Annotated in this window: 26 protein-coding genes; 12 read left to right on the top strand and 14 right to left on the bottom strand. The window is 68.9% G+C overall.

The features are described from left to right. Complete coding sequence (locus tag OHA10_RS03110; RefSeq protein WP_371404650.1) at positions 1-591, bottom strand: chloramphenicol phosphotransferase CPT family protein; 591 nt, start codon at positions 589-591, stop codon at positions 1-3. 202 nt (positions 592-793) lie between these two features. Between OHA10_RS03110 and OHA10_RS03105 the strand changes: the two genes are divergently transcribed. After that, a complete protein-coding gene (locus OHA10_RS03105; RefSeq protein WP_371404648.1) occupies positions 794-2,746 on the top strand; it encodes a heparinase II/III family protein in 1,953 nt (650 codons plus the stop codon). Between the two features lie 44 nt (positions 2,747-2,790). Here the strand turns inward: OHA10_RS03105 and OHA10_RS03100 are convergent, their stop codons facing one another. Both OHA10_RS03100 and OHA10_RS03095 read right to left on the bottom strand, forming a co-directional pair. After that, complete coding sequence (locus OHA10_RS03100) at positions 2,791-3,627, bottom strand: alpha/beta fold hydrolase (RefSeq protein ID WP_371404647.1); 837 nt, start codon at positions 3,625-3,627, stop codon at positions 2,791-2,793. Beyond that, positions 3,615-4,145, bottom strand: a complete 531-nt coding sequence (locus OHA10_RS03095; RefSeq protein WP_371404646.1) for a DUF6653 family protein — start codon at positions 4,143-4,145, stop codon at positions 3,615-3,617. The genes OHA10_RS03100 and OHA10_RS03095 overlap by 13 nt, the downstream gene beginning before the upstream one ends. A 154-nt stretch (positions 4,146-4,299) precedes the next feature. Here OHA10_RS03095 and OHA10_RS03090 point away from each other — a divergent pair, with 154 nt between their 5' ends. From OHA10_RS03090 to OHA10_RS03075, 4 genes are read left to right on the top strand one after another with little or no spacing between them, the layout of a single operon-like run. Further along, positions 4,300-7,086 (top strand): BTAD domain-containing putative transcriptional regulator, encoded by a 2,787-nt coding sequence (locus OHA10_RS03090; RefSeq protein ID WP_371404645.1) that lies wholly within the window; start codon positions 4,300-4,302, stop codon positions 7,084-7,086. 29 nt (positions 7,087-7,115) lie between these two features. Beyond that, positions 7,116-7,352: a bacterioferritin-associated ferredoxin gene (locus tag OHA10_RS03085; protein ID WP_371404644.1), complete on the top strand. Its 237-nt coding sequence runs from the start codon at positions 7,116-7,118 to the stop codon at positions 7,350-7,352. Further along, positions 7,339-7,818 carry a bacterioferritin gene (gene bfr, locus OHA10_RS03080; protein ID WP_371404643.1) on the top strand — a complete coding sequence of 160 codons (480 nt, stop codon included), beginning with the start codon at positions 7,339-7,341 and terminating at the stop codon, positions 7,816-7,818. Before OHA10_RS03085 ends, bfr begins: the two co-directional genes overlap by 14 nt. Beyond that, entirely contained in the window at positions 7,815-8,132 is a 318-nt protein-coding gene (locus tag OHA10_RS03075; protein WP_371404642.1) for a nucleoside triphosphate pyrophosphohydrolase, read from the top strand. The genes bfr and OHA10_RS03075 overlap by 4 nt, the downstream gene beginning before the upstream one ends. 46 nt (positions 8,133-8,178) lie before the next feature. Here OHA10_RS03075 and OHA10_RS03070 read toward each other — a convergent pair whose 3' ends face one another. After that, complete coding sequence (locus OHA10_RS03070) at positions 8,179-10,473, bottom strand: CDP-alcohol phosphatidyltransferase family protein (protein WP_371404641.1); 2,295 nt, start codon at positions 10,471-10,473, stop codon at positions 8,179-8,181. Positions 10,474-10,554: 81 nt separating this feature from the next. On the opposite strand from OHA10_RS03070, the gene OHA10_RS03065 reads away from it, so the two are divergent. Both OHA10_RS03065 and OHA10_RS03060 read left to right on the top strand, forming a co-directional pair. After that, complete coding sequence (locus OHA10_RS03065; RefSeq protein ID WP_371404640.1) at positions 10,555-11,577, top strand: glycosyltransferase family 4 protein; 1,023 nt, start codon at positions 10,555-10,557, stop codon at positions 11,575-11,577. Continuing rightward, a complete protein-coding gene (locus tag OHA10_RS03060; protein WP_371407896.1) occupies positions 11,552-12,610 on the top strand; it encodes a YbhN family protein in 1,059 nt (352 codons plus the stop codon). The genes OHA10_RS03065 and OHA10_RS03060 overlap by 26 nt, the downstream gene beginning before the upstream one ends. Before the next feature lie 232 nt (positions 12,611-12,842). On the opposite strand, the gene OHA10_RS03055 is transcribed toward OHA10_RS03060, so the two are convergent. The 5 genes from OHA10_RS03055 to OHA10_RS03035 form a co-directional block, all read right to left on the bottom strand. Next, the gene (locus OHA10_RS03055) at positions 12,843-13,046 is read right to left on the bottom strand and encodes a hypothetical protein (RefSeq protein ID WP_371404639.1); all 204 of its coding nucleotides are present in this window, start codon (positions 13,044-13,046) and stop codon (positions 12,843-12,845) included. Next, the gene (locus tag OHA10_RS03050; protein ID WP_371404638.1) at positions 13,043-13,222 is read right to left on the bottom strand and encodes a hypothetical protein; all 180 of its coding nucleotides are present in this window, start codon (positions 13,220-13,222) and stop codon (positions 13,043-13,045) included. Before OHA10_RS03050 ends, OHA10_RS03055 begins: the two co-directional genes overlap by 4 nt. Positions 13,223-13,241: 19 nt before the next feature. Beyond that, entirely contained in the window at positions 13,242-14,189 is a 948-nt protein-coding gene (locus OHA10_RS03045) for a hypothetical protein (protein ID WP_371404637.1), read from the bottom strand. Between the two features lie 292 nt (positions 14,190-14,481). Then, positions 14,482-15,126, bottom strand: a complete 645-nt coding sequence (gene msrA, locus OHA10_RS03040; RefSeq protein WP_371404636.1) for a peptide-methionine (S)-S-oxide reductase MsrA — start codon at positions 15,124-15,126, stop codon at positions 14,482-14,484. 88 nt (positions 15,127-15,214) lie between these two features. Beyond that, complete coding sequence (locus OHA10_RS03035) at positions 15,215-16,657, bottom strand: PLP-dependent aminotransferase family protein (protein WP_371404635.1); 1,443 nt, start codon at positions 16,655-16,657, stop codon at positions 15,215-15,217. A 63-nt stretch (positions 16,658-16,720) separates the two neighbouring features. Between OHA10_RS03035 and OHA10_RS03030 the strand changes: the two genes are divergently transcribed. Together OHA10_RS03030 and OHA10_RS03025 are read left to right on the top strand one after the other, a co-directional pair. Next, positions 16,721-17,377 carry a hypothetical protein gene (locus OHA10_RS03030; RefSeq protein WP_350857981.1) on the top strand — a complete coding sequence of 219 codons (657 nt, stop codon included), beginning with the start codon at positions 16,721-16,723 and terminating at the stop codon, positions 17,375-17,377. A 3-nt stretch (positions 17,378-17,380) separates the two neighbouring features. Continuing rightward, positions 17,381-17,677, top strand: a complete 297-nt coding sequence (locus tag OHA10_RS03025) for a DUF1905 domain-containing protein (protein ID WP_371404634.1) — start codon at positions 17,381-17,383, stop codon at positions 17,675-17,677. 90 nt (positions 17,678-17,767) lie between these two features. Here OHA10_RS03025 and OHA10_RS03020 read toward each other — a convergent pair whose 3' ends face one another. Together OHA10_RS03020 and OHA10_RS03015 are read right to left on the bottom strand one after the other, a co-directional pair. After that, complete coding sequence (locus OHA10_RS03020; protein ID WP_371404633.1) at positions 17,768-19,228, bottom strand: hypothetical protein; 1,461 nt, start codon at positions 19,226-19,228, stop codon at positions 17,768-17,770. A gap of 9 nt (positions 19,229-19,237) precedes the next feature. Further along, positions 19,238-19,819 carry a hypothetical protein gene (locus OHA10_RS03015; RefSeq protein WP_371404632.1) on the bottom strand — a complete coding sequence of 194 codons (582 nt, stop codon included), beginning with the start codon at positions 19,817-19,819 and terminating at the stop codon, positions 19,238-19,240. 179 nt (positions 19,820-19,998) lie between these two features. On the opposite strand from OHA10_RS03015, the gene OHA10_RS03010 reads away from it, so the two are divergent. The 3 genes from OHA10_RS03010 to OHA10_RS03000 are packed head-to-tail and all read left to right on the top strand — an operon-like array spanning position 19,999 to position 23,771. Further along, on the top strand, positions 19,999-21,153 hold the full coding sequence (locus OHA10_RS03010) for a cystathionine gamma-synthase (RefSeq protein WP_371404631.1): 1,155 nt from the start codon (positions 19,999-20,001) through the stop codon (positions 21,151-21,153). Further along, positions 21,150-22,520, top strand: coding sequence for a glutamate mutase L (locus OHA10_RS03005; protein ID WP_371404630.1), 1,371 nt, complete (start codon positions 21,150-21,152; stop codon positions 22,518-22,520). Before OHA10_RS03010 ends, OHA10_RS03005 begins: the two co-directional genes overlap by 4 nt. Before the next feature lie 30 nt (positions 22,521-22,550). Beyond that, positions 22,551-23,771 carry an AI-2E family transporter gene (locus OHA10_RS03000; protein WP_371404629.1) on the top strand — a complete coding sequence of 407 codons (1,221 nt, stop codon included), beginning with the start codon at positions 22,551-22,553 and terminating at the stop codon, positions 23,769-23,771. On the opposite strand, the gene OHA10_RS02995 is transcribed toward OHA10_RS03000, so the two are convergent. Genes OHA10_RS02995 through OHA10_RS02985 form a run of 3 tightly spaced genes read right to left on the bottom strand, consistent with a single transcriptional unit; the run spans position 23,768 to position 25,565 of the window. Continuing rightward, positions 23,768-24,553 carry a nucleotidyl transferase AbiEii/AbiGii toxin family protein gene (locus tag OHA10_RS02995; protein ID WP_371404628.1) on the bottom strand — a complete coding sequence of 262 codons (786 nt, stop codon included), beginning with the start codon at positions 24,551-24,553 and terminating at the stop codon, positions 23,768-23,770. The two genes, OHA10_RS03000 and OHA10_RS02995, sit on opposite strands and share 4 nt — an antisense overlap. Further along, positions 24,553-24,909 (bottom strand): transcriptional regulator, encoded by a 357-nt coding sequence (locus tag OHA10_RS02990; protein WP_371404627.1) that lies wholly within the window; start codon positions 24,907-24,909, stop codon positions 24,553-24,555. The genes OHA10_RS02995 and OHA10_RS02990 overlap by 1 nt, the downstream gene beginning before the upstream one ends. Next, a complete protein-coding gene (locus tag OHA10_RS02985; protein WP_371404626.1) occupies positions 24,906-25,565 on the bottom strand; it encodes a nucleotidyl transferase AbiEii/AbiGii toxin family protein in 660 nt (219 codons plus the stop codon). The genes OHA10_RS02990 and OHA10_RS02985 overlap by 4 nt, the downstream gene beginning before the upstream one ends. Between the last annotated feature and the right edge of the window lie 42 nt (positions 25,566-25,607).

Here is a 25,607-nt window from a genome sequence, read left to right as displayed (position 1 = left end):
TCAGAGCCCCGCTGACCGCAGTTCGTCGAAGGCCGTCGGGGGCGCCTGGTCCAGGCGGTCGCGGATCAGGGCCGCACACTCGGCAGGGGTGTGGCGTTCCGAGTCGACTTCTACGTCGTACCTGCCGTGTTGGTGGACGAGTGGGAACTGGACCGCGGCCCGGCCGACGGTCCGGTTCCCGCGTTCGCGTTCGCGCCGCTCGAGCTCGGGCAGGGAGCAGCGGACGCCGACGAACAGGACCGGGAGGCCGTCGAACACGGTCAGGCAGTCCGTGAGCCGCCAGCGCTCGCCGAGGATGTGGTCGACCACCACGTCGTTGCCCGCCGACGCCATCCCCGCGACGGCGCGGTGGAAGCCCAGAACCGTCCGCTGGAAGACCGGCAGGAACGACTCCTCGGTCCACTCCCGCCGAGCACGGAGACTGTGGAACCGGTCGATCGCCAGATGGAACCACGCGCCGTTCAAGGTCGCGAGCAGCTGCTCGGCGATGCTGGACTTCCCGGAGCTCGACGTGCCGTTGAGCAGGATCACGCGTCCTGGCCGGCCGGTGTTCGTCTCTGGGGTCAACTCATGGGATGCGGTGATCGACACCGCGCCATCATGCCTGCCGCAACATTCTGCGCTGCGGCTGCATCAAGCAGGTGAAGGGGAGCAACCAAACCTCGGCAAGTGACCGCCCCCGCGGAACCTCGCGCGCCGGCCGACGGTACGGCGTATCTGCAGGGCAGCTGCGCCAGTCCGCAGTGCAGGCCGTCACCGGCACCCGGTGGCGGTGGGGGAGAGGTACAACTTCATGCGATTCAGGGGTGCGGCCGGACTGGCCGCGGGGATCGCTGTTCTCGTGCTCGGCGCGGGAACGGCCACGGGAGAAACACGTACGCCGGGGGCCGCGCCGGGGATCCAGATCGTCCCGGGGCCCGACGATCCGCTCGAGGCGCAATTCGTGCCGGGGGCAAGCAACGTCGTACCGCCGACGGCCGCGCCGGCCACGGACATCGGGCAGAACAAGGTGCAGACGCTCGCGGCGCCGTTCTACGCGTGCCCGGGGTTCAGCGGGATCGAGAAGACGAACCCGGTGGCGAACCTGTACGCCGACAAGTTCCAGTGGGGACCGTACGCGGCGTACAAGGTCGGCAACGGCGGCGGCAACATCAACTGGGCGTCGAACCCGTACAAGAACGCCAGCTGGTACATGTGGTTCCACTCGCTGCGCTGGCTCGGGCAGGGCATCGTCGCGGCCGGCCAGGGCGACCTGACCGCGCTGACGCGGGTCAACACGATCGCGTACGACTGGTACCGCGACAACCCGTACTCGTGGAAGGCGAACGTCGGCGCCTGGGAGTCGACCATGCACCGGACGAACGTGCTGAACTGCCTGCGCCAGGCGATCCTGTCCGGGCTGCAGGTGACCACGCTGCCGACCCGCTACGCCTGGCTGGACACGGCGTTGCTGAGCCACGCGAGGTTCCTGACGAACTACTGGAGTGGCGCGTGGAACCACGGGACCGACGAGAGCATCGCGCTGTTCGGCGTCGGCTGCACTCTCGGCCGCGCCGACTACCGCAACCTTGCCCAGCAACGGTTCGCGGCCGGTATCACGACGTCGATCGATTCCCAGGGTGCGACCAACGAACAGTCGACCGGGTACGCGTCGTTCAACTACTCGCTCTGGGGGCGCGCGATCGCCGTCATGCAGAACTGCGGTGTCGATCCCGGTACGACGATCTCGACGCGGCGCGCGTTGCTGGCGAAGTTCTTGACTCTGGCAACGAATTCGCTCGGCAAGCTCCATCAGCTCGGCGACACCGAGGTGCAGTCGACGTACCCGTGGGTGGGTACGCCGCTGGAGTACGCCGGCTCGTTCGGCGCGAAGGGTACGGTGCCGCCGTGGCGGGTCGGGATCTACTCGGCCGGGTACGTGTTCGGGCGGACCGGGTGGGGTACAGAGGCGGCGCGTGGGTTCACGGGCGAATCGTCGTACAGCATCAGGTTCGGACCGCCGCGGGCGTTCCACGGGCACTTCGACCACACGAGCATCACATACACGGCGCGTGGGCGGGACATCGTCGTCGACGGCGGGTACGCGGCGTACAACGCGGGGGCTTATCGCACCTGGGTCGTGAGTCCTGCTGCGCACAGTGATATGACCACGCCGATGTCGACGTATCTGAATCCGACGACCCGGCTGACCGCGTCGTCGGTGAAGACGAATGCCGAGTCGTATGTGCTGACCGATGCGCCGGGCAGAGGGATCAGTCGCGTCCGCTCTGTCCTGGTGCTGAAGGACCCGGATCTGCTCGTCACGTGGGACCGTGCGTCGGCGACGACCGCGCAGGCGTTCCAGACGCTGTGGCATCTTCCGTCGGATCAGCGGGCGAGCGTGTACTCGCGGACCACCGCGATCGCTGCCGCGCCGGGTGACACGACGAAGACGATCCTGTTCCAGATCCCGTTCAAGCAGGCGCTGCCGGCCGGCGCGATCCTGCTCAAGCAGGCACAGACCAACCCGATCCAGGGCTGGGTGTATCCGAGCAGCTACGTCCGCAAGTCCGCCCCGACACTGATGCTGGCCCGCTCCGGCAAGACCGCGTCGATCCTGTCCTTCGTCGTCCCGGTCCGCTCCACCGGCTCGGTCACCTACAGCGTCCGCCAGTCCGGTACGACGTTCATCGTCAACCTCAACGTCGCCGGCAAAGCCACCACCATCGCCATCTCCGGCGGCGGCTCGCTGTACCGCGTCAGCTAGCGCACGTAGAGAGGGCACCACCGCGAAGGTGGTGCCCTCTCTGACTACCTGTGGAGAAGAGTGCTGACGAGGCGGCCGGGCATCGAGGCGAACGAGGAGTGGCTGGACGGCAGGGTGTGGACGACGAACTTGTTGTGCGGAGTCGCGGCGTCGGCCTCGAGGATCATCCGGTCTTGTAGCGCCGGTGGGACGGTGTGGTCCTCGGTGGTGCGGATGTAGGTGCGGGGGACCTTGCCCCAGCGGTCGACGGTGCCACGAGCGTCCTCGACGCCGACCCGGACCGGGAGATCCGGGTTGAACGCGACGGCGTACTTCAGGTACTCCGCGGTGCTCACGTCGTTGTACAACGCCAGCCGGCCCTGTTCGACGTACTCCGGGTCGCCGTTGCGCGGGTTGATCCGCACCGCGCCGGTGGCGACCGGATCGGCTACGACGAGGGCGCCCGACATCCCCGGCTTGTTCTCCGGGAGCTGGCTGTAGTCGTTGGCGGACGCGAGGCGCACGGGGACGTACGCACTCAGGTAGACCAGCCGCTCCAGCAGTTCGGGGACGGCCTCTGCGACCCGGGTGATCGTGAGGCCACCCATGCTGTGACCGACCAGCGTGACCTTGCCATGCGCCATCTTCTTCACCTGGTCGACGACCGCGTTCGTGTAGTCCGCGAGGCCGATGTTGGCGATCGGTGACGGTTCGGTCGCAAAGGCGGCGAAGTCGTTGCGGAGGTAGGACTGCGGGTAGGCGGCGTTGATCCCGCTGCCCGGCAGGTCGATCGCGAACGCGCGATGCCCCGCGGCCACCAACCGTCCGACGATGTCGTTCCAGTGTGCGGAGGAGTGCCAAGCGCCGTGGACGAAGAGGAAGTCCATGATCAGTACTCCCATCCGGCGTAGTCGGAACGCAGGCTCTTCAGCTGCTCGAACAGCAGCACCATGCGATCCAGGCACCAGGCCTTCGCGCACTGCACGATGACCAGGCCCGCGACGACCGCGACCAGCCCGATGTGGTCCAGTACGAGGAGTCCGTACACCCAGAACGCCATGCCGACCAGCTGGAACGTGTAGGTCACGTTCGGGACCTGGGACCGGAACTGCTCCGGGATCTCGACGGAGTTCCGCTCGGCCCAGATGCGCTCGCCGAAGACCGCTTTGGACGCCCAGTACCGGGTCGAGCGCGGGGCCGGGAACAGGACCGGGTTGACGACCATGAAGACCAGCGACAGTGCGATCGGGATCAGTGACCACCAGCCGATCCAGTCCCGGCTCCAGATCGAGATCGTCAGCAACGGCAGGACACTGAACCGGGTCCAGACGCTGACCGGGTTGGCGTGCCGCATCCAGCTGTCGCCGTCGAGCCCGAACATCTGCGCGAGCTTGGTCTCGCGCGTCGTTGTGGTGCTCATCTTGTACCTCCAGGGTTTGTCGTATGAGCTCTTCCGATCGCAGAGTGCGCCGGGGCGCTGCCGTCGTACTCGCGTCCTGGAGTCGCGCACTGCCATGCCGCTGCCGTGCCGCTGCCATTGACGGCGGCCCTGGTCCGTAGCAGCGTGAATCGGCGTGAGGGTGAAGCTGCTCGGCCCGATCGAGGTCGACGACGCCGACGGGAACGCCGTTGCGGTCGCCGGGGCCAAACAGCGTGCGGTGCTCGTCCTGCTGGCGCTGAATGCGGCCCGGCCGGTGCCGGTCGAGACGCTGGTCGAAGCGGTGTGGGGGTCCGATGCGGCTTCGGACACCCGGAACACGCTCCAGCACCAGGTGTCGCGGCTGCGCAAGACTCTCGGCCGTACGACGATCACCAGCCAGGGACCGACGTACCTGCTCGACATCTCGCCCGAAGACGTCGACGCCGTACGGTTCGAGCGGCTGGCTGCCGAAGGGCGGGCCGAATTGCGATCGGGAGACATACACGCGGCCGCCACGGTTCTCCGACGGGCCGAACGGCTGTGGCGTGGTCCGGCTCTGGAGGAGTTCGACGCGGACTGGGCACGCGCGGACGCGGTCCGGCTCGATCAGCTGCGGCTGGGTGTGCTGGAAGACCGGATCGACGCCGAGCTGCGGCTCGGGCATCACCGTGAGGCAGTCGCCGAGCTGGAGTCGTCCGTACGCGAGCATCCGTACCGGGAGACGTTGTGGGTGCACCTGGTGCTGGCGCTGTACCGGTCCGGGCGGCAGGCGGACGCGTTGGCGGCGTACCAGCAGGCCAGGTCGCTGCTGGCGGCAGAGCTGGGGATCGAGCCGGGGCCCGAGCTGCGTGACCTGGAGGCAGCGGTACTGCGGCACGACCCGGCGCTGACGTGGTCGCCCGTGGGCGGATCGCCGACGCTGACCGACCACAGCGGTCTTCCGACTCCGCTGACGAGCTTCGTCGGACGTGAGACCGAGCTGACCGAGGTACAGCGGGCCGTCGGGGAGCACCGTCTCGTGACATTGACCGGTGCGGCCGGTGCCGGCAAGACGCGGCTCGCGATCGAGGTTGCCTCGGCACTGCGCGTCGAATTCGCCGATGGCGTGTGGATGGTCGAGCTGGAGCCGCTCGTGGAGGCAAGCGCCGTACCGCAAGCCGTTGCGTCTGCTCTGGCCGGCGGTGCTGCTGGGCGGTTGTCGGCTCGTGCGGATGAGGGACCGGCTTCGGCCGGGGCCGGTCTGCTCGAGTACCTGCGACCTCGTCAGCTGCTGTTGGTCCTGGACAACTGTGAGCACTTACTGCCGGGTATCACCGAGTGGGCTCAACAGGTGTTGTCGGTGTGCCCGCGGCTTCAGGTACTGGCGACCAGCCGTGAACCGCTCGGCATCGTGGGGGAGATCCACTGGCTCGTCCCACCGCTCACCGAGGCGCAGTCCGTCCGGTTGTTCGAGGAACGAGCCCAGCGCGTGGGCCGCTTCGAACTCACCGCATCAAACGCAGACACAGTGCGGGATCTGTGCCGCCATCTCGACGGGCTCCCACTCGCCATCGAGCTGGCGGCCGCCAGAACCAAGGCGCTGCAAGTGGACTACATAGCCACTCAGCTCAGCGACCGCTTCGCATTGCTGGTGTCGCCAGGTCGGGCGTCGTCGGGGCGGCATCAGTCGCTCCGCGCAACGATCGACTGGAGCTATGACCTCCTGGACGAGCAGGAGCGGACCTTGTTCGATCTGCTCTCGGTCTTCGAGGGCGGGTGCTCGATCGAAGCCGCGATGGCGCTGGCCCGCGTGGGCGGCATCGATCCAGGTCGGGCCCTGGATCTACTCAGCCTGCTCGTCGACAAGTCACTGGTGGTTCCGTCGTCGGGCGGGCGCTACGACTTGCTCGAAACTCTTCGCGAGTACGGGCGCGAGCGGCTACAGGCCACCGGTCTGCTGACGGAGGCCGAGCGAGCGCATCGCCAGTACTTCGTCGCGCTGGCAGAGGACGCCGAGTCCGGACTGATGTCGAAGGACTACCGGACCTGGCAGCTGCGGGTAGAGGCGGAGCTCGGCAACTTCCGGGCCGTGCAGCGGACTGCTCCTGAGAGCGAAGAGACCCTGCGGATCGCCTGCGCCCTGTGGTGGTTCTGGTCGAGCAGCGACCGCCATGCAGTCGGACGCGACTGGATCGAGGCTGCGATCCGCGGCTCTCGACCTTTGCTGCGTGCCCGCGCGTTGACCGTGATCTGCTACCTGGCCGGCCAGCAGCTCGATCTGGACGCAGCAGTCGCCGCGGGCGAGCAGGCCGTCGTACTGCAGCCAGATGACCCGTGGACGACTGCTTGGTCGAAGCAGGCGCTCGGACTGGCGCTGGAGGTCGCCGGAGATCATCAGCGCGCCGCACAGCTTCTCACCGAGGCGAGAGTCGTGATGGATGCGGCCGGTGACGACTGGTACGTCGCTGCGAACGATCTCATCACCTGTCTCCGAGCACTGCGCTCGGGCGACGTGGACGAGCTCGACCGGGCGAGTCACGAAGTACTCAGCCGGTCGACCGCGATCGGGTACGAGCCGTTCCGCTGTTGGGCCTATCTGTTGTGCAGCAGGGTCGCCGAGCTCCGGGGTGATCTGCCGACGGCGCGTGTGGAGGCTGAGCAGGCAGTACTGGCGGCACGGCGTACGCAACTCAACCACTATGTGTCCTTCGCCTTGGTCCAGCTGGGCCGCACTGCGGACCGGACCACCGCCGAGGGCGCCTTCCGTGAGGCGATAGTGACCGCCGACTCAGCCGGCGCAGGCTGGTTCGCCGCCCACGCTCGCACCAACCTGGCGGGCCTGCTGTACGCGACAGGCGATCAGCAACAAGCTGCCGCCCTGCTCGACGAGAATGCCGGCACCAAGACCACCAACCGCCACTTCTTCTACCTGGCGCTGGCCGCCGAACCCTGGCGTTTCTGACCATGTGACGGACCTGACCATGACTAAGGGTGGTCAGTGAGGGTAGCCTCACCTATGTGATCGTCTGCCACTGTGAGGTCGTGACCGACCGCGACGTTCTCGAGAGCATCGAGGACGGCGCTCGGACGGTCGCGCAGGTGTGCGGGGCGACCGGGGCGGGACGGAACTGTGGCGGCTGTGTCTTCTCGGTGAAGCGGTTGTTGTGCCAGCATGGGAGGTCGGTCTCGGCAGCCTCACTCACGGAGGTGGCAGGTGCAGCCGGTTAGCCCACGTGTCGTCGTACTGCTCAACGAGGCGCTCACGCTCGAGTTGACGGTGATCAACGGGTATTTCCTGGAAGCCAGGATGCTCGACAACTGGGGATTCGGCCGGCTCGGCAAGGTGTTCTACGACCTGTCCATCGACGAGATGAAGGACGCCGACGCGCTGATCAGCCGCATCCTGCTGTTCGACGGCCACCCGAACCTGCAGAAGCTCGGCGCCATCTCGGTCGGCGAGGACGCCCAGGAGATGCTCCGCCTCGGCCTCGACGGCGAGCTCGCCGCGGTGGCGCAGTTCAACGCCGCCGCGAAGGAGTGCCACGACCTCGGCGACCACGGCTCCGCCGCGGTGTTCGAGGAAATGGTCCGCGACGAGGAGAAGCACGTCGACTGGTTCGAGAGCCAACTCGACGCGATCGAACGGATCGGCCTCCAGCAGTACCTGGCCCAGCAGCTCGACCCGGGCAAGTGACCGGCAGCAAGCTGGTCAGAGACCGCATCCCGGAGATCATCCGCGCGAGCGGCACCGAGCCGACCACCTACCGGGCCGGGCCGGCCGAGTTCCGTCAACGGCTGCGCGACAAACTCCTGGAGGAGGTCGACGAGTTCCTCACCGCTGACGACGGCCCGATCGCCGTCGAGGAACTCGCGGACATCCTCGAGGTCGTCTACGCCTTGGCCGCCGATCTCGGGACGACCAAGGACGCCCTGGAGACAACCCGCGCCGCGAAAGCCGCCGAGCGGGGCGCGTTCGCCGACCGAGTCATCTGGGACGCCGGTTCCTGAGTGCTGCGCCGTCCAGCTGGCGTCAGTTGCAGCTACCTGCAAACCGCTAGTGGGCGTAGGTCGTGAGGAAGCGGTCTCGGAAGGTGTCCATCGGCGAGACCGGTGCGTCGGCGGCCGGTCGGAGCCCGGGTTGCCAGCCCCAGTTTGCTACTCGAGCTGTCACCTTCGGGTCGGCGGCGATGATGCTGACCGGCACATCGTGGCTCGCGCCGTTGCCCGAGACGATGCTGGCCGGCTGATGGTCGCCGAGGACGACGAGCACGAGGTTGCGGTCGTGGAGCTGCTGGACGAACGAGGTCAGGGCGTCGAGCGAGTAGGCGATGGACTGTGCGTACGCAGCCTTCACCTGGTCCGGCTGCCGCCAGACGTCTTCCGGTGAGTCGCCCTCGGCCGGCATCTGGTCGAAGACCGAGCCGTCACCCACTTGGCTCCAGTCGACCATCCGGGGGAGCGGCGCCCACGGCGTGTGGCTGGAAACCAGGTCGAGCTCGGCCATGACGGGAGCTCGATTCGGCTTCTCCAGCTCCAGTCGCTGGAACGCGGCCAAGGTGTACTGGTCAGGCATCGAGGCATAACTGAACGACGGTCCGGCGTACCCGACGTTCCGGCGGTCGTAGACCATGTCGTAGTGGTAGTAGGTCTTCGCCACCGACCAGTCCTCGTTGTTGGAAGGTACGTCGGCCACTGTTCGCCAGCCGGCCCGACCGAACGCGTCGGCGAGTGTGACCCGGTCCAGGGTGACGAGGTGGTCGTACCGCTGCTGGTTGTTCACCCATAGCCCGGACTGCAGCGTTGAGTGCGCCAGCCAGCTGATGCCGCCGAAGGTCGGCGAGGTGAGGAAGCCGCTGCGCGACGAGAAGCCGGCCTGCTGCAGCCGCCGGTCCCCGGCCTCGAGCGCAGACCCGACGACAGGAGAGTCGAGCGCAGTGCGTCCATAGCTCTCGACGAAGACCAGCAGCACGTCCTTTCCTTTCAGACCGGTCAGCAACTCGTTCCCCGGGGTGTCGCGGAACGGGTCCTGCTCGAGCGCCCGGTCGAACTCGTGCTGGTCGCGGAGGTCTTCACCGACCTCCGTGGCGAGGCGAGCCGCGGAGGCCGAGGGGACCCGTCGTACAGGCTGAGGCCCGATGCCGGTCAGTGCGGGCACGATCGCGATCACTGCCAGTACGGCGACTATCCGCAGCGTGGGCCGCCGGTGTCTTGTCACGAGCCGGGTCACCCGCAGCGCCGACAGCGGCAGCAGGGCGAGCAGAGCCAGGCACAGGACTCCGACTCCGATGAAGACTGCGATGGCGCCGACGCGGCCGATCGAGTCGCTGAGCAGCCCCAGCGCGGAGCCGACGTACGCCGCGTCGTACACGGGGTGGAACGCGCGGTCGAAGGCGAAGTAGAAGCCCCTGTCGAGCAGCCGCAGAACCAGCAGCACCCCGACGAGAACACCGCCGATCACTGCGAGGATCCGCGCGAGCCTCGACGGCAGCACACAGACGAGTACGACGAACACCAGTCCTTCGAGCGGGATCCGGAGGAAGGCGGCCGCTGACAGGCTGCCGGTGTGGTCCGGTACGAGGAGTGCAGCCCAGAGGAGCAGCACCGCCAGCGCCGACGCCACGGCGGCGCGAGTGCCGGGCGGACTTCCGGCCTGGCGCCACAGCCCCCAGATCTGACGGCCGAACGACTCGGCCAGCAGCCCCAGCGCGATCAGCAGCACCACCGTGGTCACGGCGTCGGGCAGGAAGTCGGCCATCACGGCGGTCAGGGTGATGCCTTGGATCGCGGCCACCACCTTGGCCCAGTACCGGGGCGGGAGCGAACCGCGCAGCCATGGCAACGCCCAGCTGGCTGCCACGAACAGATAGCGGGCCGCACCGATCGCAAGCACCCACCAGCCCGCCGTACGGCCGACGTACACGCTGAGGACCAGGATCAGGAACGCGTCGGCCTCCATGTCGAAGCGCGCGCCGAACGCCGACACAGTTCCGGTACGCCGAGCGACCTTCCCGTCCACCCCGTCGAGGAACAGCCCGACCGTCGCGAGCGCCACCAGGATCGCCACCGGCGCCGGGCTGCCGAACGAGTCCGCCGTGAGCGCCGCGACCCCGCAGGCGAGGACTGCGCGAGACAGTGTCACCCTGTCCGCGGGCCCCAGCCCGTCACGGCGGTGATGCGCCATCGCGCGAGCGAGCAGTTCGGCGAGGCCGGCTCCGCAGACGACGCCGGTCACCCAGCCGGCGACGCCGAGGCCGGTGACTGCTGCGAGTACGACGAGGAGCACGAGCAAGCCGGCGAAGCCGACGAGCGGGCCGGTGGGGATGCGGACTCGACCCTGAACCAGACGCACAGTGCCTCCGTAGCTACGGGTACGAGTGTCATACGAGAACAGCGTCGCACCGGTTCAGCCGACCAGGAGAAGGAGACACAGGTGCACTTTCTGGTCCCGTACGGGATCGACGATCCGCGTCGGCCGAGCGGCGGCAACGTCTACGACCGGCGGATCAGTGACGGGCTCACGGCGCTTGGCTGGTCGGTCCACGAGCACGCCGTCGCCGGCGACTGGACGCAGCCTGACGCAGCGGCGCGCTCGGCCGTTGGCGCGACGCTGGCCCGGGTCCCGAACGGTGAGCTGGTGTTGGTGGATGGCTTGATCGCGTCCGTGGTCCCCGAAGTGCTGGAGCCGGAGGCGGACCGGCTGCGGCTCGTCGTACTCATGCACATGCCGCGGGACGAGGCGCGCGAGTTCGCCGCGCTGTCGGCGGTATCCGCGATCGTGGCCACGAGCGAGTGGACCCGGGAGTGGCTGCTCGACCACTACGCGCTGCCCAAGGATCGCCTGTACGTCGTGCGACCCGGCGTCGATCTGGCCGAGTTGGCAGCGGGTTCGCCGTCCGGCGGGCGGTTGCTGTGCGTCGGGGCGATCACCCGGACCAAGGGGCCCGACGTCCTGCTCGAGGCGCTGGCCATGGTGGACGGTCCGGCTTGGGGGTGCGACTTCGTCGGCGCACTGGACCTCGAGGTGGAGTTCGTCGACGGACTGCGGCGACAGGTCAGAGAGCTGGGCCTGGCTGACCGGGTGTCCTTTACCGGTCCGCTCACAGGCGCTGAACTCGAGCGGGCCTACGCGGCGGCAGACTTGTTGGTGCTGGCCTCCCAGGCTGAGACGTACGGCATGGTCGTCACCGAAGCGCTCGCCCGCGGGCTGCCGGTCGTGGCCACGGAGGTCGGCGGCGTGCCTGAGGCTCTTGGGCACGCCTCTGACGGCAGCCGACCAGGCCTACTGGTCGAGCCGGGCGACGCACAGGCTCTGGCGCAGGCGTTGCGCCGGTGGCTGGGTGACCCGGGAGAGCGCGCGCGGCTGCGCGTAGCGGCCAGATCCCGGCGGCTGACGCTGTCCGACTGGCTGCAGACGTCACGCGAGCTGTCTGACGTGCTGTCCGAAGTCGGCTGAACCAGGGGCAGGTGACCGCCGTGTTAGTCGTACGAGGCCCTACCAAGAGATCGGAACCGCCATCAGCCGAAGCATCTGGACCTGGGCGCGCCTGGCGGGAGGCGCCGCGATCCTTGCCGTACTCGCCTGGCGGGTCGGCACGGGCCCGTTGGTGGACGGCCTCCGGCTGACGACCGGTTGGCTGCTCGCCGCCGCGCTCGCCATCACCGCGCTGACCACGCTGTGCTGTGCCTGGCGGTGGAGGCTCGTCGCCGGCGGGCTCGGCGTCGAGATGCCGCTACGGACCGCGGTGGCGGCGTACTACCGATCCCAGTTCCTCAATGCCACACTGCCCGGCGGGGTGGTCGGCGACGTACACCGCGCCGTACGCCACGGCCGCGAGGTCGGCGACGTGAGCCGCAGCCTGCGCGCCGTGGCGTGGGAGCGGACGTCCGGGTTCGCGGTACAGCTCGTGCTGACGGCGGGCGCGCTGTCCCTGCTGTCCTGGGCCGCCTTTGTTCCTGCGGCCGCCGTTGGAATCGCGGCCGTCGCCATACTCCTTTATCTCAAGGGACGCCGCCCCACCTCGCGGATCGGGCGCGCCTTCACCAGCGACCTCCGCGACGCGGTCCTCGCGCCGCGGGCCTGGCCAGGCATCCTGCTCGCCTCCACCATCGCCGTACTCGGCCACGCCGCCGTCTTCCTGATCGCAGTACGAGCGACCGGCGCGGACGTGTCACCGACTCGCCTGCTACCGCTGGCTCTCGTCGTCCTCACAGCCTCCGCGCTCCCGACGAACATCGCCGGCTGGGGCCCACGCGAGGGCGCCGCCGCCTGGGCCTTCAGCTCGATCGGCCTAGGCGCCACGCTGGGCGTCACCGTAGCGGTCGTCTACGGCATGCTCGCCCTGGTCGCAACGCTCCCCGGAGCCGTCGTCCTGGTGGTGCAGGTCAAAGGTAGAAGGGCACCAGTCGGCCGGGTAGGGCCTCAGCAACACAACGGCAACCCGTCGCGGCGTCGCTGTTTCCGGGTCGCTCGTTCAGGGGTCCAGTGAACGCAGATCGTCGATGCTTTCCTCGAGCAATCGGGCCGACATGCCGAGCCTTGCTCCGATCGCGGTGTCGAGGGTCCGGGTGTCCAGGTGGGCTGTCGTGGGAGCGACGTCCACGGGCGGGGAGCCGACCGAAACCGGCGCCAGCAAAACTGTGCCTTCCACGGTCAGCAGCCGCAGTCCGAGGAGGCGCGCGACCAGCGAAGTGCGTACGACAGCGCCACCGGCAAGCGTGCTAGTTCCGGCTGGTCTCGTCCAGATAACTGTCGAGTCCCTGGTCGCTCCCGGCCCGGGAAGGCTTGCCCCGCTGACGGCGCGCCTCGTCCAACCGCTCCGATGCCGCCTGGATCGCTTCGACAATCTGGACATAGCGCTCCCGTCCCGCCTTCGCGCCGAGCACGTACCCCACGCCGAACACCGCGAGACTGCGCAGCTTCATTTCTTGTCCTTCTGCCGCCGCGATGACACCACCGCACTGGCAGCGCTCATGCCGATCGCCGCCGCAGCGGCGGCGACGCTGTTGCGCACAGCACTACGTCGCATCGCCTTGGTCGCCCCGGTCGCGATCGGCTCGACCATCCGCTCCAACCGGCTCTTCCTGTGCAACAGTCCCATGATCGTCTCCCACTTCTGGTTAGCGTTGCTTCGATCCGGACGAGCGTTTGAGGGCGGTCACCAGTTCGGGCTTGCTCATACCTGATCTGCCCTTGACGTCCTCGGCCGTGGCAAGGTTCAGCAGGTCCGTCTTGGTCATCTCGTTCAGGTCCACGGTGGTTTGAGCACGCCCATTGCGCTTGCGCTGTGCGCTGGCGCGGGTCCGGACCTGTTCGGCTTCGCGGACGCGTTCATCGGCGCTCTTCGCCTCGCGATCGGCGTTCGCGGCCAGCTGCGCGGCCTGTCGGTGAGCCTCTTCGGCGGCCGCCTTCGTCGCCTCGGTGGCCTCGTCGGCGAGCTGTCTGGCCTCCGCGAGGCTGGCCGTCGCGTCGGCCATCGCCTGCTTGGCCTTGGACTGTGCCGCCTCGGCCTCCTCCCGCGCCTTGGCGACCCGATCGTCCGCCTCGGCCTTCGCCCGTTCCACCACGCGGTCGGCGTCCGCCTGCGCCGAGGCACGAGCCCGCTCGACCCGGGCATCGGCCTCGCGGCGGGCCTCGGCGACCTTTTCGCTGACCTCCTGGGCCTGCTCCCGCTCGACGTCACGCACGTACGCCCGGCACCGTTCGGCGATCTGGCGCGCCTCGTCGCTACGCGCCTTCGCTTCCTCGGCCTCACGGACGGCCGCTTCCTCGGCCTGCTGTGCCTCGTCGGCGGCTGCCCGGGCTCGCTGGAGCCTCAGCTCGATCGAGTCGCCCACGGGGAGCGCATCCAGGATGGAAGCCCCTGCCTGGCGAGCCATGTCGACCAGCCCGCCTCCGGCTGCGTGTGTCGCGCTACCGGCTGCGTGCGTCGCGCTACCTGCCGCGTCCTTCGACGCTTCCAGCGGCGTCAGCGCCTTTGACAGCAGCCATGTCGTGTTCCGCGGTAAGTCCTTGACCCCGGTTCCCCAGGCCTTTACGAGTCTGCCCGCGGTACTTGTTCCGGCCATGTCGCTGCCTCCCTGATTCGCTCATGTACTCCGCGACTACCAGGCCCCCAGCCACCTGGCCGGTACCCGGCTCCGGTGGTACAAAACAGCGAAAGATCGACGGCCGGACCCACTCGGCAACCGTGCCGGCCGCAGGTGTTGGTGGTGGCGACCCGACGTGGTGGGCATCGGTGTCGGACTGTGTGCCGATCGCGCCGCAGCGTGTCGGTTGCGAAGGCAACGCCAGTGGGCGGTCGCCGCATGCAGAAAGCGCCAGGACTCGAAGGAGTCCTGGCGCTTCAATCCCTACCTGTCAGGCGTCGGCCGGGAACTTCGCGCCGGTGTTGCTGTGGCAGCGGTAGCCGTTCGGGTTCTTGAACAGGTACTGCTGGTGGTAGCCCTCGGCGTAGTAGAACGTCGTGGCCGGGGCGATCTCGGTGGTGATGTCGCCGTAGCCGAGGGGCTTGATGACGGGGGCGTACAGGTCGCGGGTGCGCTCGGCCTCGGCGCGCTGGGCGTCGGTCGTGTAGTAGATCGCCGAGCGGTACTGCGATCCGAGGTCGTTGCCCTGCCGCATGCCCTGTGTCGGGTCGTGGGTCTCCCAGAAGACCTTCAGCAGGTCGGTGAAGGTGGTCTTGGTCGGGTCGTAGACGACCCGGACGGCCTCGGTCTGGCCGGTGCGGCCGGTGCAAACCTCTTCGTACGTCGGGTTCGGGGTGTAACCGCCCGCGTAGCCGACGGCGGTGGTGTACACGCCCGGCTGCTGCCAGAAGATCTCCTCGGTACCCCAGAAGCATCCGGTGCCGAACCAGACCTCGTCGAACCCCTCGGGTGCGGGGGCGGTCTGCGGCGTGTGCAGCACGATGTTCTCGTCCGGTACGGCGAAGCCAGGGGTGTCCCGTCCGGGCAGGGCGGCCGACGGCTCGACCATGGCGGTGTTGCGGGTGAAGAACGACATTCTCACGCCTCTCGCAGAGTGACTCTCATGGTCTCTCAACGCCAGATGTAAGGCGAACCTTCCCCGCACCCCTTACGGCGCGATGACGTCACGCGATCATCGCGGCCGAGCGCCGGGCCCGGGGCATACCGCTGGTGAGCGACGCGTACGACGCCGCAAGCCGCCGTACTCCGTCACGCAGTGCATCCGCGGGCAGCGTGTACGGCAAGCGGATGAACGACTCGAGCCCGCCGTCCGGCGAGAACCGTGCGCCGGCTACCAGCAGTACGCCGTTCCGCTCGGCCAGCCCGACCAGACTCGACCCGACGGGCTCAGGCAGCTCGCACCACAACGACAACCCGCCGCCGGGCAGCCGGAACCGCCACGACGGCAGCTCCTCGGACACGGCCTCGGCCAGGGCGTCCCGCTGCCGGCCGATCGTCAACTGGCGATCCGGTAGCAGCGTCGCGCGCTCCCGGAGCAGCCGCGCGACGACCAACTGCTCGATCACCGGCGCGCCGAGATCGAGCGACGCGCGGGCGTCGAGCACCTGGGCGACCAACGCCTCCGGCACCCGCATCCAGCCGATCCGCAGACCGCCCCAGAACAGCTTGCTCGCCGACCCGACCGTGATCACGCCCTCCGGGTGGTACGACGCGAACGGCGGCGGCATCTCCTGCCCGTCCAGCGACAACCCGTACAGCGTCTCGTCGACGATCACCGTCGTCCGGCTACGCGCGAACGCGGCCGCCAGCTGCTTACGATCCGCCGCCGGCATCAACCACCCGGTCGGGTTCTGGAAATCCACCACCATCCAGGCGGCCCGTGGCGCGGTCTGCCTGATGGTTGCCTCCAGCAACGGCAGGTCCCAGCCGTCCGGGCCCATCGGGGTCGCGACGATCCGGCAGCCGCTGTGCCGGATCGCGTCCACGGAGTTCGGGTGGGTGGGGCTCTCGGTCAGCACCCGGTCGCCGATCTGGGTGATCGCGCGGATCGCGATCGACGTCGCGGCCAGTGCGCCGGCGGTGATGATGATCTGGTCGGGCGAGGTCGGCAGCCCGCGTTCGGCGTACACAGCTGCGACCTCTGCGCGCAGCTCCGGCAGACCCTGCGGGTGGTAGCCAGGGGTGGCGAGCTGAGCCGGCAGCTCGTCCATGGCAGACGCGACCGCCGCGCTGATCCCGGGGATCGCGGCGGGGGCCGCCGCGGTGAAGTCGTAGTGCCCGTCGGTCTCGAACGTCGGCGCGTGATGCCGGCTGAGCGAGGGCTGGACGCGACCCGGGAGAGCGGTGACGCTGCCCGAACCGCGGCGGCTGATCACGTACCCGCGGTCGCGCAGCTCGCGGTACGCCGACGCGACAGTCGTCCTGCTGACTCCGAGGCTCTCGGTCAACTCGCGCTCGCTCGGCAGCCGCGAACCGGGCGTGATCCGGCCGTCCGCGATCAGCAACCGGAGTCGCTCGGCCAGCAGCCAGTACGCCGGGCCGGTGCCGTCGGCCCACGCGCCGAGCAGGCCGACGAGGGTGCTGGCCGGGAGATATTGCCCCTTCATGCAGTCCACTATGACGTAATTGGCTATCGAATACCAGGCCACTTACGACGGACACTGGAGAACGTGACCGCCACTCCGGACGCTCCACCGCGCCAGCTCGCGCCCATCAACCCGATCCAGCAGTTGAAAGCAGGCCACCTGCCGCGACGCCTGGTCCAGCTGTACGTCGGGCTGACCCTGTACGGCGCCTCGATGGGCCTGATGATCCAGGGCAACCTCGGCCTGGACCCGTGGGATGTGTTCCACTCCGGCATCACGAAGCACTTCCCGTTCAGCTTCGGCACCGTGGTGATCGCGGTCAGCTTCGTCGTACTGCTGGCCTGGATCCCGCTGCGGCAGTGGCCCGGCCTCGGCACGATCAGCAACGCCATCGTGATCGGCCTGGTCACCGACCTGACTCTCGCGACGGTCGACCGCCCGGACGCGCTCTGGCTGCGGATCGTGTTCATGCTGGCCGGCGTCGTCGTCAACGCGCTCGCCGGTGCGCTCTACATCGGCGCGCAGTTCGGCCCCGGTCCGCGCGACGGGCTGATGACGGGGCTGGTACGTCGTACCGGGCTGAGCGTCCGCCTCGTCCGTACGTCGATCGAGCTCACCGTCCTTGCCACCGGCTTCCTCCTCGGCGGCTCGATCGGCGTCGGCACCGTCGTCTACGCCCTCGCGATCGGTCCTCTCGTCCACTTCCTGCTACCGATCTTCACCGTCCGCCTGAAATCCTGAGGTGTGAGCAGCTATCGGTTCTCGGCTCCGTTGTGGCAGTACCCGGGCGAGGGCAGTTGGTACTTCGTCGCGGTTCCGGAGGAGATCAGCGATGACATCGCGGATCTGACCGAGGGGCGGCGTAAGGGATTCGGGTCGGTGCGGGTGAGCGTGACGGTTGGTGGGAGCAGCTGGCAGACGTCGCTGTTCCCGAGCAAGTCCGGCAGTTATCTGCTGCCGGTGAAGAAGCCGGTGCGGGTCGCCGAAGGGCTGACCGAGGGTACGGCGGTCGAGGCGCGGCTGGACCTCGTCGACTTCTAGGGCGGAGTACGACGACGCCGCCGTGGTGGACGGCGGCGCTCGTGGTGATGCTTCGTGGTTAGTTGCCTCGGCCGTGGTCGTGCTGGTGGGTCAGTTGCCTCGGCCGGTGTCCTTCGAGGATTTCGTCGTGAGGTGACCGGTGCGTTGGGTCGGGTCCTGCCTGCCGGACTGGGCTGTCGCGGCGGCCTGCTCCGGAGACGACGGTCGGACCGGAGCGACGTCGCCGGCGGCCTGGGCGGCCCTGGCGGCCTCTTCCTTCGCGACCAGTGAGCCCGTCTCGGTCTCCGAGTGTCCCTGAGTCGAGGCCTGGACTGGCTGCTCGGCGTGCTTCTCCGGCGCCTCGGCAGCCCTCGTCCAGGTCTCGCCCCGGCTCACCGTCTGCCCACCACCTTCGACCCGCGGCGCCTCAGCCTCTTGCCGGCCTTCGGCGGCCTGCTCACCTTCGCGCTGCTGCTGTTCACCTCCGGGCTGCTGCTCGCCTTCCAGCTGCTGCTGTTCGCCTTCCGGCTGTTGCTGTTCGCCTTCCGGCTGTTGCTGTTCGCCTTCGGGCTGTTGCCGGGCGGCTTCGTCTGTCTGGATGACGGGGTTGTCGAGTCGAACGTCGTGAACGTTCGGGTCGAGCTGCGGCCGCTGGCCCACCTGCTGATCGACCTGCTGGTTGACACCTTGGCCCGACTGGCCCACCTGGTTCAGCAGGGCGTTGAGGTTGGCGTTCTCCTGCTGGTTCTGCGCCATCCGAGTCTCGATCAGCTGCCTGACCTCGCCCTGCAGCCGGTTGAACTCGGCCAGCGCCTCGACGATCCGCTGCTCGCTCGACTCGAGCTGCTGCGCCATCGCCGCGATCCGCTGCACCGCGGACACGACCTGCTGCGGCTGACCGGCCGGCAGCTGAGCCTGCACCCGCCCACCCTGGATCTGGCCGCCTTGAACCTGTTGCCCCTGACCCTGAACCTGTCCGCCCTGAACCTGTTGCCCCTGGCCCTGAACCTGCTGCTGACCGGCACCTTGCTGCGGTCCGCCCCGAGGCGCATACAACTCGGGTTTGAAGGCCGTCTCCATCTGCCCCTGGACCATGTTGGAGATCTGCGTCTTGGTCATGGTGCGGTTGTTGCCCATCGCCAGCCTGACGTTGGGGTCGGCGTTCTTCGCCTCTTTGCTCGCCAGGACCATGGCGGCCTTGACCATCTTTGTGCCGTGCCGCACGTCCCGCCAGCGGGAGATCCGTCGCGCCGCCTGGCGGAACGGGTTCCTGGTCGGGCTCTGCTGGCGCTGGCTCCACTGCATCCGGTTGGTCGCGCGCTGGCTCAGCGACTGCGAAGCGGCGCCGTGCAGGTCGGGACGGATCTGCCCGTTGACGCCTACCTGCGCCAGCCGGGCCAGGTGCGCCGGCGTCATCCGGGAGCTGCCGATGCGCGCCAGCACGTCCTTGTCCCAGTTCTTCACGTCGCGCGCGGCCAGCGCGTACCCGGCCTTCATCGTCTTGGTGCCGCGTGACCGGGCACGCCAGCGGGAGATCCGCCCCTGGCGGGGCTCCGAGGAGGGCTCGCTCATTCAGGTCTCCTAGTCGATGTACACGGCGTAGTTGACCCCGACCGAGGTCGTCAGCGGGTCCTTGCTGGGCTTGTTGCTGTACAGGTGGATCTGGGCGCCCGGACGCAGCCAGACGGCGAGGTGCCGGCGGCCGGTGCCGGCGCCCGGCTCCCACTCGTCGACGAACGTGACGCTGCTCTCGTCACCGAGGTAGTCGGGCTGGCCCCAATGCTTGGTGGCGAGCGTGAGGTGGTCCGGCCAGTGCGCGTCCAGCCCGGCCTCGGCCGCGGCGATGTCGTCGGGGCCGATGTCGTACGCCGACCAGCCGCTGTCCGGGCAGTCCGGGAACGCGAGCCCGTCGAAGACGATCATCGTCGTCCCGCGCCGGGTGGTGAAACCCCAGGAGACCATCTCGTCGCCGATGACCTCACCGGCCTCCAGCGGCCAGGGCTGCCAGGTGGTCCGGCCCATCACCCGGTTCACCAGGGCACGTACAACCTCCGGACCGGCCTCGTCGCCGTCCGGACCGGCGATCACGCCCCAGTCCGGGATCTCGGCGAGGTCCGCCATCGCCAGGTCGTCCTGGTCGAGCGGCCTGTCCTGCGTCTTCATCCGGCCCCGTCGTCCTTCCTGCTCAGTCCCCGGCGGTAACCACTGACCGCAACCGTAGGCGGCGAAGTGGGTCATTCGCCACCTGGTACGACGCGGCTGTGGACAACCTGGATCCGGCCGATCGTCTCAGCCCCGGACGGCGTGCACCGGCCGATCAGACCAGGCCGTACGCTGGTCCGGTGAACACGGAACACCACTACGGCTTCGAGACGCTCGCCATCCACGCCGGGAACGAGCCCGATCCGACCACCGGCTCGGTGGTCCCGCCGATCTATGCCACCAGCACCTACAAGCAGGACGGCGTCGGCGGACTGCGCAACGGCTACGAATACTCCCGCTCCGCGAACCCGACCCGGACGGCGCTCGAGGAGTGCCTGGCCGCGATCGAGGCGGGCAACCGCGGGTTCGCGTTCGCCAGCGGGCTGGCGGCCGAGGACACCCTGATCCGCTCGCTGTGCGTGCCCGGTGACCACGTGGTGTTCCCCGACGACGCGTACGGCGGCACGTTCCGGCTGTTCTCCAAGGTGCTCGGCAACTGGGGCGTCGAGATGACCCCGGCCGCCGTCACCCACCCGGAGGCGATCCGGGCCGCGATCCAGCCCGGCAAGACCAAGGTCGTCTGGCTCGAGACCCCCACCAACCCGTTGCTGAATGTCGCGGACATCGCGATCGTCGCCCAGATCGCGCACGACGCAGGCGCCCTGCTGGTGGTCGACAACACGTTCGCCTCGCCGTACCTGCAGCAGCCGCTGGAGCTCGGCGCGGACGTGGTCGTGCACTCGACCACGAAGTACATGGGCGGACACTCGGACGTTGTCGGCGGCGCGCTCGTCGTCCGCGACGCCGAGCTGGCCGAGAAGATCGCCTTCCACCAGAACGCGATCGGCGCCGTCGCCGGGCCGTTCGACTCGTGGCTGGTGCTGCGCGGCATCAAGACGCTCGGCGTCCGGATGGACCGGCACAGCGACAACGCCGAGAAGGTCGTCGAGTTCCTGCAGCGGCACAAGTCCGTCAGCCAGGTGCTGTACCCCGGTATCGACGGCCACCCGGGCCACGAGACCGCCGCCAAGCAGATGAAGCGGTACGGCGGGATCGTGAGCTTCCGCGTCACCGGCGGCGAGAAGCACGCGCTGGACATCTGCAACAAGGCCGAGGTCTTTACGCTCGGCGAGTCCCTCGGCGGCGTCGAGTCGCTGATCGAGCACCCGGGCAAGATGACCCACGCCTCGGTCGCCGGTACGCCGCTGGAGGTCCCGGCCGACCTGATCCGGCTGAGCGTCGGCATCGAGACGATCGACGACCTCTTGCTCGACCTCGACCGCGCGATGGCATGAGCCTCGTAGTGGCCGTCGACTTCGGGTCGACGTTCACGAAGGCGGTTGCCGTGGACATCGGCTCGGGCGAGTTGGTCGCCCGGGCCGAGCACCGTACGACGATCGACACCGACGTGATGGACGGGTGGAACGCCTGCCGGATCGCGCTCGAGGATGTCGATCGCGGGGTGAAGAAGGCCGAGGTGCTGGCCTGTTCGAGTGCCGGCGGCGGGCTGCGGATCGGTGTCGTGGGCAACGAAGAGCTCGTCACCGCCGAGGCGGGGAAGCGGGTCGCGCTGTCCAGCGGCGGCCGGGTGGTTGCCGTCGTCAACGGTGGGCTGACGGCAACGAGTCAGAAGGAGCTGCGCAAGGATCGCCCGGACGTCGTGCTGCTGCTCGGCGGGACGGACGGCGGGAACTCGGCGGTGTTGCTGAAGGCGGCCGAGACACTGGCGAAGTACAAGTGGCGGAAACCGGTCGTTGTCGCGGGCAACATCGAGGCGCAGGCGGAGATCGCCGCCAGGTTGACGGACGCCGCCGTACCGCATGTGCTCGCGGACAACGTCGTACCGGAGATCGGCGTGTTCGCGCCGGACAGCGCGCGGGCCGCGATCCGGGAGATGTTCCTCGCGCATGTGATCGGCGGCAAGAACCTGTCCCGCGATCCGTCGTTCACGAGCCTGATCCGCGCCGCGACGCCGGACGTCGTACTGCGGGGTGTCGAGGTGCTCGCCGGCCTGCACGGGGACGTCGCGGTCGTGGACATCGGCGGCGCGACCACCGACGTCCACTCGGTGATCGAGCTCGACCCCGAGGACGCGAACCTCGGCCGCGAGGTCGTCGCCACCCATCCGGTCACCCGTACGGTCGAGGGTGACCTCGGCATGCGCTGGAGCGCCGTACCGGTGGTCGCCGCGGGTGTCGAGGCCGGCCTGATCCCGGATGTGGCCGAAGTACGAGTCGCTGCCGAACGCCGGCATGAAGATCCCTCGTTTCTGCCACAGGACCAGCAGGAGGCGTCGTACGACGAGACGCTGGCGAGCGTCGCCGCCACGGTCGCTCTCCGGCGGCACGCGGGACGACAGCGGATCGTGTTCGGACCGGGCGGGCGGGTGATCGAGCGCTCGGGGAAGGACCTGCGCGAGGTGGACCTGCTGGTCGGCTCCGGGGGAGTACTGCGCCACAATCCGCCGGAGGTCGCCACCCGGATCCTGGGCTCGATCGGGACGAACGCGCAGGAGGAGGGCTGGCTCGTTCCGGAGCGGGCGGAGGTGTGTGTGGACGCGGACTACGTGCTCGCCGCCGTCGGCCTGCTCGCGGACGACGAGCCGAAGGCCGCGGAGGGCCTGGCCGCTCACATTCATGGAACCGGTACGCGGGGGCACTAGTCTCAGCAGCAACCGAGCTGCGGAGGTGTGATGAGCGAGGCGGGGCGGGACGACGCGGAGGTCTCCGAGGATCAGAGTCCGGTGGCGGACAACGAGGTGCTGGAGGAGACCGACCGGCCGGAGCGGAAGCTTCCTGACGACGTGGCGCCGGTCGACGACGCCGGGGTGACGCGCGGGATGTACATCGCGAGCACCTGGGCCTGGCGGTTCCTCGTGATCGTGGCGGCCGTGCTCGTGATCGGATACGGCATCCGGTACCTGTCCGAGGTCTTCGTGCCAGTGACTGTCGGCATCCTCCTGACCGCGCTCCTCGTGCCGATCACCAACGGCCTGCAGAAGCTCCGCCTCCCGCGCGGCGCGGCGGCCGGGGTCACCGTGCTCGCCACGGTCGTGCTGGTGGCGGGCCTCCTCACGCTGGTCGGCACGCAGATCGCGGGCCAGTTCGACAGCCTGTCGACCCAGGTCGGCGAAGGTGTGCAGAAGCTGCGCGAGCTGGGCCGGATCAACTTCGGTCTCACCGACCAGGACGTCACCAACGCGATCAAGACGCTGCGCGAGCAGATCACGTCCGGCGGCGCGATCGGTCAGCAGGCAGCAGCAGTCGGTACGACAGCCACGCATGTCGTCGCGGGCCTGTTCATCTCGCTGTTCTGCCTGTTCTTCTTCCTGTACCAGGGCGAGCAGATCTGGGCGTGGCTGGTCCGGCTGTTCCCGCGCCGCGCCCGCGACAAGGCAGACTCGTCCGGGCGGCGGGCCTGGGTCTCGCTGACCGCGTTCGTCCGCGCGACGATCGTGGTGGCGGCCGTCGACGCGGTCGGTATCTCACTCGGCGCAGCGATCCTCGGCCTGCCGCTGGTGAGCGCGATCGGCATCCTGGTCTTCGTCGGCGCGTTCGTCCCGGTCGTCGGTGCACTGGTCAGCGGCGTGGTCGCCGTCCTCGTCGCGTTGGTTGCCAAGGGCCCCATTGTCGCGATCGTCATGCTCGCGGTCGTGATCGGCGTACAGCAGCTGGAGGCCCACGTCCTGCAGCCGTTCCTCCTCGGCCGCGCGGTCAGCGTCCACCCGCTCGCCGTCATCCTCTCGATCGCCACCGGCGTCGTCATCGCCGGCATCGTCGGCGCCCTGGTAGCCGTCCCCACCGCCGCCGTCCTCAACGCCATCGTCAACCACCTGGCCGGCAACGACCCAGAACCAGACCCCCCACGCCGTCCCTTACCCAGACGCCGCCACCCACTCCCGGCCGACGACTAACTGCCGCGCTCGCCCCTGCTGCGTTCCTGGTTGAGCGCGGCCCCGCGCCGCGCCGCCGTACCCTGCGTCTGGGCGGCAGGACCTGATCCGGGCCGGGCCTGGCCCGCCTCGGTGACCCGCATCGCCGTGTCCATGTCCGGGTTCGTCGCCCGCGTCCGGATCTGTTGGGCCCAACTGCCGAGATCCTGCTTGAGGGCAGCGGTCTGCTCGGCGGTGAATCCGTGTTCGGCGTACTTGGCGTCCGGGATCCGCCCGGCCTGGTCCAGCTGGTAGGCGAAGCCTTCCCGGTCGATGCCGGACAGCTCTCGCTCGTCGCCGAGCGCGAGCAGGTCGTCGCGGGAGTACCGGCCGGACTGGACCGCGGCCTCGAGGTCGATGAAGTGCTTCGCCTCGGCCCGGTCGTAGGCCGCTCCGACCTTCGAACCGACCGAGTCTTCGACAGAGAGCATCGGGCCGACCTCGGTCTCGACCGGAGGCCGGCTGCGGAAGTCGCGGCCGATGTCGACCTGAGTGCTGCGGCCGTCCCTGCTCACGCTGAGCTTGGCGTGCTCGCCGGAGTGCTCGAGTACGTCGACCTGGTAGCCCTCGTCGCGGTACGCCGCATGCAGCCGGCCCATCGTCTGGTCGAAGTCGCCCTGCCGGTCGGTGAACAGGTCGACGTCCTCCGGGGTCCGGACGCCGATACCGTGCTCCTTGTAAGCCTGGCCGCCGGCGAGTGCGTATCCGTCGTCGCGGATCGCGGACAACCCGATCCGGGCAACCTGGGCGTGTTCGGGGTCCATCACTGCCAGATCCCGCCCGCGCCGATCTCGGCGAGCTGCGGGAACGCGGTGTGCCACCGGCGGACGCAGTACCGCGGCAGGTGGAGTTGCGGCCAGAGCTCGATCAGCAGGTCCTTGTTCACGAACCGCGTGAGCTGGTCGAGTGTCGAGGCCTCGCTCAGCACCTTCTGGTACAGGTATTGACGATCGACAGGGTTGTCGAGGTCGTAGACACGCTGCGGGCCCCAGGCAACAGACGTGGGCAGCTCGACGAGTCCGGTCCGTGGACCGGTCAGCTGGTCCAGCGAATCCGGCACGACGTAGGGGATCCGGGAGGCATAGGAGTCCCCGGGCTGGGTCCAGCGCGGCTCGTTCATTCCCCCATCCTCTCCGATGGGCGGTCCAGCCGCTCGGCCCATTGCCGTGCCGCGTCCCGGATCCGCGCGATCAACTCCGGTGTGGCGCCGTACTCCTGGAACCCGGCGTCGGGCAGTCGGCTGCCGGCGCGCAGCTGACCGGCCAGCATCGCCCGATCCAAGGGCACGACCTCGCGTTGGTCGGCGAGCGCAAGCAGTTCGTCGGTGCCGTAGCGATTGCTGTCGAGGATCGCCTGTACGTCGATCAGGTCGCGCGGCTCGAGCCGTGAGTACAACGCGCCTACCTTGCTGCCGATGGCATCGGCCTCGGACAGCACCGGTCCGACCTCGCTCGTCGCCGGCGGCAACAACCGGTGGTCGACAGCGAGGTCCGCCTTGGCGCTGGTGCCGGCGTCGGTGACCACGATCCGGGCGAACGTCGCAACCTGCCGCGCGACCTCAACCTCCAGGCCGACGGCCCGGTAGGCGGTGACCAGACGGTCGACGGCCTCGGCGAAGTGTGCGGGGTCGAGGTCGTTGGTGAACAGGTCGATGTCGTCGGACTCGCGGTGGCCGAAGCCGTGGAGTTGGAGGGCGTAGCCGCCGGCGAGGACGAAGCCGAACTCGGACAGGGCCTCGAGGCCGAGGGTGGCCAGCTTGGTTTGGAGCGGGTTCACGGGGGTCAGTCTGCCTGGTCCGACGTACGAAGACGCCGCCGA

This window comes from Kribbella sp. NBC_00662 (assembly GCF_041430295.1).
In the GTDB taxonomy this organism is placed as follows: Bacteria; Actinomycetota; Actinomycetes; order Propionibacteriales; family Kribbellaceae; genus Kribbella.
The sequence above is the reverse complement of the archived record's forward strand: the minus strand, read 5'-3'. Positions and strand labels throughout refer to the sequence as shown.

Bases quoted from the DNA above. Each gene is read 5' to 3' on its own strand.
- OHA10_RS03000 (WP_371404629.1), top strand. From the start codon at position 22,551: ATGAGCGAGGCGGGGCGGGACGACGCGGAGGTCTCCGAGGATCAGAGT.
- OHA10_RS03100 (WP_371404647.1), bottom strand. From the start codon at position 3,627: ATGGGAGTACTGATCATGGACTTCCTCTTCGTCCACGGCGCTTGGCAC.
- OHA10_RS03005 (WP_371404630.1), top strand. From the start codon at position 21,150: ATGAGCCTCGTAGTGGCCGTCGACTTCGGGTCGACGTTCACGAAGGCG.
- OHA10_RS03045 (WP_371404637.1), bottom strand. From the start codon at position 14,189: ATGGCCGGAACAAGTACCGCGGGCAGACTCGTAAAGGCCTGGGGAACC.
- OHA10_RS03105 (WP_371404648.1), top strand. From the start codon at position 794: ATGCGATTCAGGGGTGCGGCCGGACTGGCCGCGGGGATCGCTGTTCTC.
- OHA10_RS03015 (WP_371404632.1), bottom strand. From the start codon at position 19,819: ATGAAGACGCAGGACAGGCCGCTCGACCAGGACGACCTGGCGATGGCG.
- OHA10_RS03035 (WP_371404635.1), bottom strand. From the start codon at position 16,657: ATGAAGGGGCAATATCTCCCGGCCAGCACCCTCGTCGGCCTGCTCGGC.
- OHA10_RS02995 (WP_371404628.1), bottom strand. From the start codon at position 24,553: ATGGACCCCGAACACGCCCAGGTTGCCCGGATCGGGTTGTCCGCGATC.
- OHA10_RS03050 (WP_371404638.1), bottom strand. From the start codon at position 13,222: ATGGGACTGTTGCACAGGAAGAGCCGGTTGGAGCGGATGGTCGAGCCG.
- msrA (WP_371404636.1), bottom strand. From the start codon at position 15,126: ATGTCGTTCTTCACCCGCAACACCGCCATGGTCGAGCCGTCGGCCGCC.
- OHA10_RS02990 (WP_371404627.1), bottom strand. From the start codon at position 24,909: ATGAACGAGCCGCGCTGGACCCAGCCCGGGGACTCCTATGCCTCCCGG.
- OHA10_RS03095 (WP_371404646.1), bottom strand. From the start codon at position 4,145: ATGAGCACCACAACGACGCGCGAGACCAAGCTCGCGCAGATGTTCGGG.
- OHA10_RS03055 (WP_371404639.1), bottom strand. From the start codon at position 13,046: ATGAAGCTGCGCAGTCTCGCGGTGTTCGGCGTGGGGTACGTGCTCGGC.
- OHA10_RS03020 (WP_371404633.1), bottom strand. From the start codon at position 19,228: ATGAGCGAGCCCTCCTCGGAGCCCCGCCAGGGGCGGATCTCCCGCTGG.